Annotated in this window: 8 protein-coding genes and 2 pseudogenes; 3 read left to right on the top strand and 7 right to left on the bottom strand. The window is 44.0% G+C overall.

The features are described 5' to 3' along the window. Together F6K49_RS28955 and purC are read right to left on the bottom strand one after the other, a co-directional pair. Positions 1-769 (bottom strand): annotated as a pseudogene (locus F6K49_RS28955) (hypothetical protein); the annotation flags it as partial. 304 nt (positions 770-1,073) lie between these two features. Further along, positions 1,074-1,802 (bottom strand): phosphoribosylaminoimidazolesuccinocarboxamide synthase, encoded by a 729-nt coding sequence (gene purC / locus F6K49_RS28950; protein WP_293102186.1) that lies wholly within the window; start codon positions 1,800-1,802, stop codon positions 1,074-1,076. A 282-nt stretch (positions 1,803-2,084) separates the two neighbouring features. Between purC and F6K49_RS28945 the strand changes: the two genes are divergently transcribed. Beyond that, positions 2,085-2,306 carry a hypothetical protein gene (locus F6K49_RS28945; protein ID WP_293026097.1) on the top strand — a complete coding sequence of 74 codons (222 nt, stop codon included), beginning with the start codon at positions 2,085-2,087 and terminating at the stop codon, positions 2,304-2,306. A 20-nt stretch (positions 2,307-2,326) separates the two neighbouring features. On the opposite strand, the gene F6K49_RS28940 is transcribed toward F6K49_RS28945, so the two are convergent. After that, complete coding sequence (locus F6K49_RS28940) at positions 2,327-4,894, bottom strand: adenylate/guanylate cyclase domain-containing protein (protein WP_293102183.1); 2,568 nt, start codon at positions 4,892-4,894, stop codon at positions 2,327-2,329. A 476-nt stretch (positions 4,895-5,370) separates the two neighbouring features. On the opposite strand from F6K49_RS28940, the pseudogene F6K49_RS28935 reads away from it, so the two are divergent. Then, a pseudogene (locus F6K49_RS28935) lies at positions 5,371-5,757 on the top strand (transposase); the annotation flags it as partial. 97 nt (positions 5,758-5,854) lie between these two features. On the opposite strand, the gene F6K49_RS28930 reads toward F6K49_RS28935, so the two are convergent. Further along, complete coding sequence (locus F6K49_RS28930; protein ID WP_293026093.1) at positions 5,855-6,988, bottom strand: glycosyltransferase family 1 protein; 1,134 nt, start codon at positions 6,986-6,988, stop codon at positions 5,855-5,857. Between the two features lie 282 nt (positions 6,989-7,270). Beyond that, on the bottom strand, positions 7,271-7,885 hold the full coding sequence (locus F6K49_RS28925; protein ID WP_293102180.1) for a chromophore lyase CpcT/CpeT: 615 nt from the start codon (positions 7,883-7,885) through the stop codon (positions 7,271-7,273). Positions 7,886-8,041: 156 nt separating this feature from the next. Between F6K49_RS28925 and F6K49_RS28920 the strand changes: the two genes are divergently transcribed. Continuing rightward, positions 8,042-9,262 (top strand): transposase, encoded by a 1,221-nt coding sequence (locus tag F6K49_RS28920; protein ID WP_293026116.1) that lies wholly within the window; start codon positions 8,042-8,044, stop codon positions 9,260-9,262. 413 nt (positions 9,263-9,675) lie between these two features. On the opposite strand, the gene F6K49_RS28915 is transcribed toward F6K49_RS28920, so the two are convergent. Then, positions 9,676-10,836, bottom strand: coding sequence for an esterase-like activity of phytase family protein (locus F6K49_RS28915; protein ID WP_293102177.1), 1,161 nt, complete (start codon positions 10,834-10,836; stop codon positions 9,676-9,678). A gap of 1,206 nt (positions 10,837-12,042) precedes the next feature. Further along, positions 12,043-12,235, bottom strand: a 193-nt coding sequence (locus F6K49_RS28910) for a hypothetical protein (protein ID WP_293102174.1), incomplete at its 5' end; no start/stop codon positions are given.

Genomic DNA, 12,235 nt, shown 5'->3' with positions numbered 1-12,235 from the left:
TCACATCTTCCTGAAGCTGAGAGCGGGTGGTTGCTCGTCCTGGTCGGGTTTTAATCACCCGATAAATTTCCTCTTCCAGTTGGGGAGGTGCGCCAGTAATCAAGACTTCTGCTACCAGTACTCGTACTTCTGAGGAGTCAGAAGGAGGCTCAGTTGAAGGGGGCTCCAGTTGATTGGGTTGCGGGAGTTGGGACAGTTGATCTGTCCCAAAAGCAGGTGTTAGTTGAGCACTCCCTTCGATCCTATCGATTGATAAAGGAGGTTGAGTTGAAGGGGGCTCCAGTTGAGTGCTTTCGGGGAGTTGGGACGGTTGATCTATCCCAAAAGCAGGTGTTAGTTGAGCACTCCCTTCTATGCTATCCGGTGATGGTTGACGTGGGTTTGGACTAAAGGAGGGTAACTCTGCGGCTGTTGAATCTACCGGAACCACTAGTTTAGTTGGTTTAGTGGGTACTGCCACCTGGGTTGGTGAAGAATTCGACCCACCAAGAGTGGTAGGCACAGCCTGCACAACACTCTTGGTCGGTACTGCCACCTGGTTCTCAGAAGAGTGAATCACCGAGGTAGTCGTTGGTTTTGCCTGCACAGCAATTGTTTCAGGAACTGCTTGTAATGGTGTTTTTACGCCACTGGAATCCTGTTGGGGTGCATCCGGTAGGGACTGAACGGTTTCCCCACGGGTTGGTTTGGATAAACCAATACTGGCAGTAGCAGCGATCATTGCTGCTAACAAGGGAGATAAACGCATTGTGTTATTTGTTTTTGACACTTCCACACACCATTCCTATTGGGTCATTGGTCATTGGTAAACTCTCAGTAAGAAGTTGATTACTGGTGGACTGAGGGCTAACAACTCCAGTGCCATAGGAGGAACTATTATATTAGTTATTAGTTTTCAGCCACAGTACCATGACTGAACACTTGACCTGAGCAAGCAATGCCCATGCCTGTTGTCTATTTTCGTTCCTCTGTGGTTATTTTTACCAATGTGCTGAATTTTTTTGGGTTACGGGTTAACGATGGCATCAATCCCGTCACTTGTTTTTACCCTGTGAGGTCTAGTCAGAGGCTGATTAGAGTTTGCTCTCAAGAACTTTTTGTAGCACTTGCTGATAGGCTTGTTCTACATTGCCCAAGTCCTTCCGAAATCGGTCTTTGTCCATCACTCGACGCTCCGGATCAGTTTCGGCTTGGTTCCAAAGGCGGCAGGTATCAGGACTGATTTCATCGGCTAATAGTAGTTCTTCAGACGGGGTTAGACCAAACTCCAACTTGAAGTCTACTAGAGTAATGCCACACTGATAGAAGAAGTCAGTGAGAATTTGGTTAATTCGCAACGCTTGCTCAATCAGTTGGTTCAACTGCTCAGGCGTTGCTAGTTCCAGCAGTAGTAAGCGATCGCGTGTTAACAAGGGATCTCCTAAGTCGTCATTCTTCAAATAAAATTCCACTAAGGGCTTTGGGAGTACCCGACCCTCTGGTATTCCAGTTTGTTGACATAGACTACCAGCAGCAATGTTCCTGACTACCACCTCCAAGGGCAGAATTTTTACCTGTTTGACCAACATTTGGTTGGGAGTAGGACGGTCAATGAAGTGCGTAGCAATTGCCTTCTCTTCTAGGACTTTGAACAAATGAGATGCGATCGCACAATTAATCTCACCCTTCCCAGAAATCTGACCTCGCTTTTGGGCATTAAAGGCAGTGGCATCATCTTTAAAGTAAGTCAGTAGAATCTCTGGGTCATCGGTAGTATATAAGATTTTCGCTTTACCTTCGTAGAGTTTTTGATCAGGGGACATAATCAGTAAGATGATGGTTGACTGACAATATATTGACAGATATACCAGCCCTAAATGATTCGTAAAATATAGTGGCCAAAGCGAACGCGATCGCGTCGGCTGCGCCTAATCGCCCTTAAGGCAAGCCCAGCAATGATTTCAGATTTTTCATGTTTGATAACTGATTTAGGATTGCTATACATCTTGACAATCACATAAAATCAGAAATTTGGCGGAGCGTGAGTTATAATTTAATCAGTTAAGTTAAGGTTAGGTTAAGAAGGTCTGGTACAGGCAATAGCTATGGTAGATCCATCTGATTTTTTACATCCTCGCAGTCCCTATCACGGTCAGTTCAAGCCAGAAAACGTGGTTTTTAACGCTAATTTACAGGAATTTGCTCAAAGAGTCAGCTACATCTGTAATCTGGAAACTGCTGGTAAGCTGCCTCCAAAAGAGGCTTACCAGCAGATTAAACAACTCTGGAAAGAGTTGAAACAAAGCAAAAAGAGCCTGGGTATATAAAAGATGAAATACGTCATTCTTTACTTAGTGGTCATCGTGTAAACTCCATCCCAGGAATCATCAGGAGGATGATCACAATAGTTTTTAGCTCGGTTAATATGGAGCTTGACAGGCCGGTCATTTGGTTGTATTTCTAGTGCATCAGTAAAATACTTGAGTGCCTGTTGAAAGTCTCGTTTGATGTAAGCATTACGCCCTGCTTGATACAAATCCAAGAACCGTTTTCTGTTATCGCTAAGGGATACGTCGGTTTTGCCAATTAATTCATAAATCCTAACGGCTTGGTTTTTACCTTTGACCCGGATTTGATCTAACTCCCGCACCACAATGCGATCGCGGCACAAGTTATAGGTATACTCACTCAAGATAATGTCGCAGCCATACTCTTTGGTAACGCTTTCGAGGCGAGCACTTAGATTCACCCCATCTCCAATAACCGTATAGTCCATCCGTTTTTGGGAGCCGATATTGCCGGAAACCACTTCTCCAGAACTAATTCCCATCCCAATCCGGATTTCGGGTTGGTTATTACGGCTGCGATTGGAATTAAATTTTGCTAAGCGTGAGCGCATATCTAGAGCTGATTTGACAGCCTTCCAAGCATGATTTTGCAGGGGTAAAGGTGCTCCAAACACGGCCATCAAGGCATCTCCAATAAACTTGTCCAAGGTGCCATCGTGATTGAATACAGCCTCTACCATGGTTTCAAAATACTTGTTGAGCAACGATACCACCTCTGTTGCTCCGAGATGTTCTGTGAGGTTTGTGTAGCCCCGGATATCAGAAAATAGAATAGTTACTTCTTGCTTCTTGCCCTGCATTAAGGTATCTTCCCCGAGGGCTAAGACTTGATCAGCAACCCGTGGAGTCATGTAGCGATACATGGCTGTCTTCATACGCTTCTCACGAGTCATATCTTCTAAAACCACCAACCCACCTCGCACACTTCCCTCTGGGTTGAGCAAAGGATTGACGCTTAGGTTCAGACTGCGTTCAATTTCCTGAACTTGGTATTTTGACAAATAATAAGTAGATGAAGATTCCGTCTGGGGTGTTTCATTCCAGGGTACATAAACATTCGGGTCATCCCACTTTGGCATTGCCAGAACCATGGATGGTGACCCTTGTGAATCCCCTTGAGGAGGTTTATAGATACCAATCTTCAGAGTTTGCTCTGGCATATAATGCCGAGTCCCCGTAGCCAAGCTATCTTGCCAACGCCACTGGAGATTTTCAATCGGCACTACATCCCAGATGTATCGACCAGTGAGCTTAGACTGCCAGAATTTCCAATCGGGACTGCCTTTTCTACGATTAGGACCACCTAGAAACTTGATAGCTGCATCATTAATCATCACAATTCGTCCCTGCATGTCAGTGGAAATCACTGCGTCGGTTAAACTTTGCAGGATATCTTGCTGATATTGCTTTTCAATCAGGACGCTTTCAAACAGTTGGGCATTTTCCAGAGCTATGCCTGCCTGAATATTAAACGCCCGCATAAACTCTTGATCAGAGCTGGTAAAGTATCCTTGGTGCTTGTTGATTAACTGAGTCACACCGATTAATATATTTTTGGAGTTAAATACCGGCATACAAAGGATACTTTGGGTGCGATAACCGGTTTGTTTGTCAGTGGTCGGGTCAAAACGCTCGTCTTTATAGGCATCTGGAATATGGAGTGGCTCACCAGTGGATGCTACATAACCAGCAATACCTCGGTTGGCTGGTATTCTTATTTCTATAGTGTTTTGTCCATCCGCTGTAGCTACCTTACTCCAAAGTTCTTTGCGATCTTGGCATAGCAAAAATAGGGTGGAGCGGTCTGCTTGCATGAGATCCCGAGCCTGCTCCATAACTACACCTAGGGTTTCTTCGAGCTTAAGGCTCTTTCCCAGAGACTCAGTTGCCTTGAGCAGAGCAATCACTCCCCGTTGGTTGCGAGCTGCCTGTTGAAATGATTGGCAGGCTTCGAGGATGATGCCAAGGTCGTCGGCAAAGTCCTGAAATTGCTTTTCGTCGGTACTGTCGAACGGCACACCGCCAGTTTTATTGAAAAAATTTATAACAGCAACCACCTGGTTATTGCTATTAAAAATTGGCATACACAGGAGGCTTTGGGTACGATAGCCAGGGATTTCGTCAAATTCTGGGTTAAATAGGGGATGATGGTAAGCAACTGACGTATTGAAAGACTTGCCAGTGGCAGCAACATGACCGACAACACCCTGATTGTGGGGAATGCGGCGTTCTATTGTTTTGTTCGTGTGACGTTGGGGAATGTTTGCCCATAGTTGACCTGTGTCGGTGTCAACCATGAAAATAGTGGCTTGGTCTGCCTGTAGGACTTGACCAACTTTTAGGGTTAAAGCCTCTATCACCTGCTCTAGCCGAGTTTCCAGAGCCTCATTGTTGATCAGTGCGATCGCTCCTAGAAACTGTTGGAAATCAGCAGCAAAGAAATCTAACCAGCAGCTAAATTGAGGAATGGATAGGGTTTTGATGCGATCAATCAGATTGCTGGTTTGTGAGGGTTGAGTTAACTGAGATAGTGTAGCGGTAACACTACTGGTGTTCCGTCTTGTCATACTTTGTCTGCTCCTGCCTTTGGAGGCGCGTGAGGGCAAGTCAACTGGGCAGATAAGAATTGCTGCGTTGATAAGTCTTCTAGCGTCTTTGACTTCAAAAACATGAATTGACACCCTGGTTATAAGTGGATCTGAGGATATCCCGATCCTGATTACAAGTTTGGCATATCTCTACAGTAAAAATTAGTACCCTAGGGGGTACTTTCTAGACTATAGGTTTCCCTAAAACTGTTAAGGATTGTACAATTACAATAGTTAAGTTTTCGATAAGATTTTGCAATAAAGTCAGTAAGCTCAACCCCATTACGCCCCCTGAGACCCTCAAACCCTTCCTTGACATGTTCCCTATGACTAGGCATAAACCCTTGAATTAGGCAGGCTTAATTAGGCCTTAGGTGATTAAAACTTCACACCTAACACCTAAAACCGCTACTGGTGTCAGACCTTTGGGATGCTTACCTCAATGTCGGGAGGAGGATGTGGTTGTCTATGAAGATCTGAAGATACAAAACATGGTCAAGAATCATCATTTGGCTAAGTCGATTTCTGATGCAGGTTGGTATCAATTCACCCAATGGTTAGAATACTTTGGAAAAATCTGGGATAAAACTGTGATATCGGTCAACCCCCACTTCACATCTGCCGATTGTTCTAACTGTGGTTATCGGGTAAAAAAATCCCTCAGCACCCGGACTCATAAATGTCCTCGTTGTCATCTATAAATCTGTCGTGATACCAACGCAGCTCTCAACATTTTGAAGCGGGGATTAGAGGTTTTAGGTGTTGAATACAACAGTACCCTAGGGCATAGGGAAACTGCTGTTAATACGGAAATGCCCAGGGGTGAGTTCGACCGCTGTTGATGAAGGGAAACCTAATTCAAGAAGTTGTCTGATTGAACCTTGAATCACATATTGTGAGAATCCCCCGTTATCATCTCCGATTTAACGGGGGAGTATGTCAAGCAGCGGAAGACATGGATTCGGAAAACACGATTGCCTGGTAGTAACGTTGCAATTGGCGTGTAGCAGCTGACCAACTCCAGCGTTCAGCTTCTGCTCTAGCATTGCGGCGCAGAGTTTCCCGTTCCTGCTGTTGTGCTAAGAGACGCTGGGTTGCTGCGATCGCTCCTTGCTCATCTGCTGGATCGTATAAATACCCATTCATCCCATCGGTGACAATATCTGGAATCCCTCCAGAGTTGGCTGCTACCACGGGACAACCTGCTGCCATCGCTTCTAGTAAGACTAGTCCTAAGGTTTCTGTCCGAGAAGGAAAGATAAATGCATCAGCAGAGGCAAAGGCAGAGCCGAGGGTTGTACCGGTAAGGTAACCTACGAAATGAGTCGGGGTTCCAGCAAAGTGTGCTTCTAGTTCCTTACGGTGCGGTCCATCTCCTACTAATGCTAGGCAAGCGTTGGGAATTGCTTCTAGCACTAGCTTGATCCGCTCAATTTCTTTTTCAGCCGAAAGACGCCCTACATAAAGGAGTATGGGGCTGTCTGGATTTCCTTGGGAAAGATGCGATCGCATTTGGGATGAAGCTAACTCTGGTTGGAACGTTTCCGTATCCACACCTCGCTGCCACAAGTCTACTCGCTCAACACCATGGTCTCTTAATTCCTGTACCATAGCATTAGAGGTACACAAATTCAGCTCAGCTTGATTGTGACTAACCTTAATTAACTCCCACATAACTCCTTCGAGCATACCCAATCCGTAGTGCTGGAGGTACTGAGGTAAATGGGTGTGGTAGGAGGCAACCAAGGGAATATTCATCACCTTGGCATAATACAGACCTCCCAACCCTAATACTGCTGGGTTGACAACATGGATCAAATCTGGCTGAAACTCTTCTAATACCCCACCAATAGAGGGTCGTGGCAGGGCTAGCTTTAATTCGGGATACAAGGGTAGGGGAAAGCCAGAAACACCGTAAATTTTGGCTCCTTTGTAGGCTTTGAGTCCCCCTTCTGGGCATATAACTAGCACTTGGTCACCGTTACGCTGCAAATGTTCCACTGTGTGGCGCAACCGGGTCACGATGCCATCAACTTTGGGTAGAAATGTTTCAGTAAAAAAAGCAATTCGCATAATTAGTGATTATTGATTAGTCATTAGTTATTATTGATTAGTCATTAGTTATTAGTAGTTTATAGTCCGTTGATCCAACTTGCGTGACCTTACTCGCTAAATGTATCAGGTTTGGGGGACTTGTTGGGCATGAGATTAGTTTATAGGTATTAGAACATTGGTCATGGTGTTAATGGATTCCACCAAGCCCTTAACCCTAAGGTGATCGGTTTCGCTATAATATTTGCAGGCAGTTAGTATGGAACCTTTTTTGAAGTCAAACCGCCACGGTAAGAGTTAATTCTATAGTTCAGTCAATTCTGGAGTTGGGATCAGCACTTCTGACGCGAAGCTAGTCCTAGGTGCAAAATGAAATGCTCCAGCAATCGAACCCCAAATTAGTTCATCGGTTTCGGGGTCACGTCCCCTGTCAAGACTAATCAATGTTTCTTCCATTACTTCAAAGCTACTATCGAGATAGGTTTCTTTGTTATTGCGCACCACCAAGCAAGCTTTACCTGGTTCTACTTCGGCTTTGAAGCTGTGACCAGTCCAGGTAACATTGAACGTGCAACCAGGAAGCTTCTCTAGCTGTTGGGCACTCAGGGATTTTAGACGTTCTAAATCACGGGAAGCTCCGTATAATAGTTTTTCATCCTGAACCTTGTAATTTTCGATTTTGATTTGCCCATCTCGCTCAACAATCTTTAGTACCCGCACTCGGTAGGGGGTGTTGAGCATATAGTCATAGGCTTGCTCAAGGAACAAGCTACATCCATCTAGCACTGACCAAGGTAGAGGACGCATGCAGACGCGGATGTGAGCATATAATGGTGGATTCTCAAACGCCTGCTGTTGGTTACTAAAATCAGCTGCCATCCAGCGAGCTAAAGTAGCGATATCCGTAGAATGAGTCATTACCAGAAGTGTTGAACTTAGAATAGCGGGAACTTCGGATGAAGTAGTGTTTGATGCAGTTGGTATTTTTACCGAAAAAAGCGGGTCATTAGCCCCGTCCTAGAAGGACGGTCAACTTATGCTATCATAAGTTTATCGTTGTCAATCACGATAAACATGATCGTCTACGAGATGAAACTGCAAGGAACACAAGCCCAGTATAGGAGGCTAGATGAAGCCATCCGTACTGGTCGTTTTGTTCGTAACAGCATTATCAGAGCATGGATGGATGGTGATGTTAAAAACCGCAACGATGCCTATAGCTACTGTAAGGTGTTGTCGGACAATCCAGAATTCCCCTGGGTCAGTCGATTAAACTCAATGGCTCGACAGGCACACGCAGAAAGAGCTTGGGCATCAATTGAACGGTTCTATCGCAATTGCAGGCAGAAAGTTCCTGGGAAGAAAGGTTTTCCTCGGTTTAAAAAGTCCCAAATTCGAGCATCTGTTGAATACAAAACAACAGGGTGGAAACTTTCGGAAGATAGACGTTATTTAACATTTTCTGATAAGTTTCAAGCGGGTAAATTCAAACTCTGGGGGAGTCGTGACCTACATTTCTATCAACTCAAACAAATTAAACGAGTAAGAGTGATTAGAAGGCATGACGGATACTATGCCCAGTTTCTGATAGACCATACTAGAGAGGAGAATAAAGAACTCACAGGAAAGCAGACAGGACTAGATGTTGGACTTAACTTTTTCTACACTGATTGTTCTGGTGAACAGATAGATAACCCTCGGTTTTTGAGAAAAGATGAAGCCAAAATCAAGAAATTGCAACGTCGTTTATCAAGAACCCAAAAGGGAAGTCAAAACCGCAAAAAAGCCATAAATAGATTAGGTAGAGCCCATCTTAAGGTTTCACGCAGACGTAACGATTGGGTTTGTAAATTAGCTCAACACGTCATCCAGTCTAACGACTTGGTTGCCATTGAAAACCTACGGATTAAGAACTTGGTTAAGAACCACAAACTAGCCAAATCGATTAATGATGCAGCCTGGTACAAGTTTAGAGAATGGTTAGAGTATTTTGGGAGAGTTTATGGAGTGCCAGTGATTGCCGTTGATCCGGCATATACTTCTACCGATTGCTCAAATTGTGGTGAGAAAGTTGTCAAAACTCTCAGCACTCGAACTCATCGATGTCCCCATTGTTGCTATAGGGCAGATCGTGATAAAAACGCTGCAATAAATATTCTTAAATCTGCACTGAAACAGCTTTCAAATACCGTCGGGCAGACGGAAATCAACGCCTCTGGAGAGATTGATCTCTGCTTAAAAGGGGAAACTCAATTAAGTAAGTCAGCTCGTCGAAAGAGGAAGCCCAAACAGTGATGTTTGGAATCCCCGTGCTTTCATGCCGGGGAGGATGTCAAAATACATGGTCTTGATTCAGTCGCTTATGGTTTGGGTTCTGCATCAAGACCAATGGCTAAAACCTTTAGTTGACAAGCACCCATCATGACCCTGATCCAAAGTTCCCTATTCCGTATTTCCTGTGCCCAGCGCTATAGCTGATAGCTTACTGGCGAGAGCTTGGGAATACCTCTGGTTTTTTTGGGCGTAAGCATTCAGCCGTGAGCTTTTAGCTCACGCTACGCGAACAGCGGTCAGAGGCAAGAGGCATGCATGCTAAAGTTTACTACAAGAGGTTTTCAGCTTGTATCAATGTCCTAACTTTAATGCGTAGTGCTATAGCACCTCAAGTAGCGTGCGCATTAGCTGATAGCTGATAGCTTACCTTTGGGCTATTTAAAACCTTTAATCCCAAACAACAGAAACTGTGTCACCTGAGCCTCACTAAAATTGTTATCACTCACCAAAATTAAACTCTGAGTGCCATCACTCAAGCGCGGACCAAGGGTCATTCCCTCTAAATTATCTAAGTAAATCCCCAATTCACTCAAATCCAACAACAACTTTTTTTGCAGTGGCTTAATCTTGGAAACATTACCCTTGAGAGTAGCAATTTTGGTTGTATCAGTTGCTCCACCCATCACCACTTGATAAAGTTTTGCACTAAATCCAAAAAAACCATAGGTACGCTCCAAACTCAGAAAATGTCCTGCGGTATCCACTGCTAATAACTCAGTCAAACCGTGAGAAAGGGTGTTAGGGGGGTCTGGCTCGAGTAAGTAAAGATGTTCACTAACCAGCATTGGAGGAGTAACGTCTCCAATCAAATAGTGCAACCAACGAATTCCCGCTGCTTGTTCGGTATCTGCTTCTGGCTGGTCTTGGTGTAGGGAGTACTCACTGGCACTAAATAAGCGAAATGATTCTTGCCCACTTGCTGCAGCTAGGCTGATCGGTTCTAAGGTTAATGCCTCAAAGCCTAAGTTATCCTGGATACCATTACTGACTGTTTCTAGGTCAGTGTCATTCGGTAGATAACGCTGGGGAATTTTTAAATTTTGCAACTGTTGTCCTGTTGCTATATCAAACTGCCGAATGAATGGAGCAATGCTTTGATTAGTAGCCCCTTCACTAGAGATAAATACAGAATCTTGTCCAGACCAAGCAATCCCTTCTGGATCCAGGGTACCCCTTACAAAGGTTTCACCATTTTCATCTTTAAGAAAAGTGACATCTTCCACTTCTACGTTTTCAATCCCTATCTTCCCTGTATCGGTGGGATTGAAGGTTAGTTTCAGGGTGTAGAATCGAGCTGGAGCTAATCGAGAACGATCATCAGAAACGGCTAAAAAGCGATCGCGTTCCCGATCATAGGTCAATCCTGACAACCCTCCCACTACTGTATTTTTGAACTTCGTTTGGGGGAGTTGATACTCCCCTAAGAAGTTCACGGAAAGGTTGAGGAAGGTGCGTTCCTCTGCTGTGATGGCTGGTAAAAAGCTACAGGTAGTGGTCAGGCTACCCAGGAATATTATTACCACAACCCATAGCATCGTTGAGATTTTTTTAGGTTTTCTTAACATTAGGTCAGTTGAGCAGTACCTTAACTTACTTGTATTATTACTTGCTTCGACCAGAAGTGTTGATTGTTATAAATTATGTCTAAAAAAAAGTACTAAGCTGTCTACCTATTGGTGCTATTTAAAAATTAAATTATGATCGCGTCATGTTTTTAAAACAGTTTACAAAACGAGTCTTGGATAGCTTAACATCTCTCCATAAAAATTACTACCCTGTCTCTTGATGCAGTCGCTAATGGTGCATATCATATTTGTTAAAAAGAAGGTAATTGTGGGAAGTGTCGGAAGTTGTAGAAGTGTGAAAAGTATGATAATTTTATGATAATTTTGCCTACTTGAATGCATTGAAATGCACCCTTATGCCTTCTGCAATCTGCCTTCGATACACTTTTATTATGGGTATTGAACCGGACTTGCTCTAAAATCATAATGACCGAACAATTGGCAATAATTTGACTAGTTTACGACATGTCTATTACAAACATACAAAAACTATTCACCAGATTGGAACCAAATCCAAAACAAACCTTGGCAAAACATCATACCAATTTTTTTTTAGGCATTTTGAAGTTAAGCTGTTGCGCATTTAAATTGGATATTATTCAGTTAGCAAAAAACCATCAAACCCTCTCCCCTGCTACCATTCCTCCCTTACTAAGGGCAGGGCTGTTTCATTCTTTGGGATAAATTCTCAGGTCAATAGGCGTGAAAGGGATGAAACCTTGAAGAGGGTAGCCTTATTACAAAAACTGTAAGCATTCAGCCATCAGCGGTCAGCGGTCAGCCCTGAGCCATTCCCGTAGCGTGAGTCTTGGCCCAAAGCTAATAGCACCTCAAGTAGCGTGCGCGTAGCGCATTAGCTGATAGCTGATAGCTATTAGCTGAATGCTTACCAAAAGCTTAAACCTGTTGCCCATAACCTGCCGACCATAAAGGCTACCCTCAACTACTGTAACTTCAAGGGAAGTGGGGTGCTGGGGAGAGGGTATTTTTAAGGTTAAAAATACCTAAGGTGCGCTTTCCGCATCTAATTATTAAATTCGCCACACCGCTATCTCCCTATCTCCCTATCTCCCTATCTCCCCACCAATCACATTTTAGTCCGACAATGAAACAGCCCTGGCTTACTAAGGGGGGTTAGGGAGGATTGATGCTCCCCTGCTATCAGAAGCATGGAATTTAAATGAAGACCAGCTTAAGGCTCTGCCTTGATATCTGGAAATCGTGACAAATCCTGAAAAAAAGGGTTAGGGAACAGTTAGTAAAAATATTCCATCTGCTACCAAATCCTTCAATGATGTGGTAAGATAGAGACATGGCATTAGTACCACTCCCTAAGGCGGTCGAACTTACCGGACTCTCCAAAAATACT

It is taken from the genome of Moorena sp. SIO3I6 (genome assembly GCF_010672095.1).
Note: the sequence above shows the minus strand (reverse complement) of the source record. Positions and strands in the feature narration are given on the sequence as shown.

Excerpts from the sequence above, each read along its gene's own strand:
- F6K49_RS28930 (WP_293026093.1), bottom strand. The coding sequence starts at position 6,988 with ATGCGAATTGCTTTTTTTACTGAAACATTTCTACCCAAAGTTGATGGC.
- F6K49_RS28945 (WP_293026097.1), top strand. The coding sequence starts at position 2,085 with ATGGTAGATCCATCTGATTTTTTACATCCTCGCAGTCCCTATCACGGT.
- F6K49_RS28925 (WP_293102180.1), bottom strand. The coding sequence starts at position 7,885 with ATGACTCATTCTACGGATATCGCTACTTTAGCTCGCTGGATGGCAGCT.
- F6K49_RS28920 (WP_293026116.1), top strand. The coding sequence starts at position 8,042 with ATGATCGTCTACGAGATGAAACTGCAAGGAACACAAGCCCAGTATAGG.
- purC (WP_293102186.1), bottom strand. The coding sequence starts at position 1,802 with ATGTCCCCTGATCAAAAACTCTACGAAGGTAAAGCGAAAATCTTATAT.
- F6K49_RS28940 (WP_293102183.1), bottom strand. The coding sequence starts at position 4,894 with ATGACAAGACGGAACACCAGTAGTGTTACCGCTACACTATCTCAGTTA.
- F6K49_RS28915 (WP_293102177.1), bottom strand. The coding sequence starts at position 10,836 with ATGCTATGGGTTGTGGTAATAATATTCCTGGGTAGCCTGACCACTACC.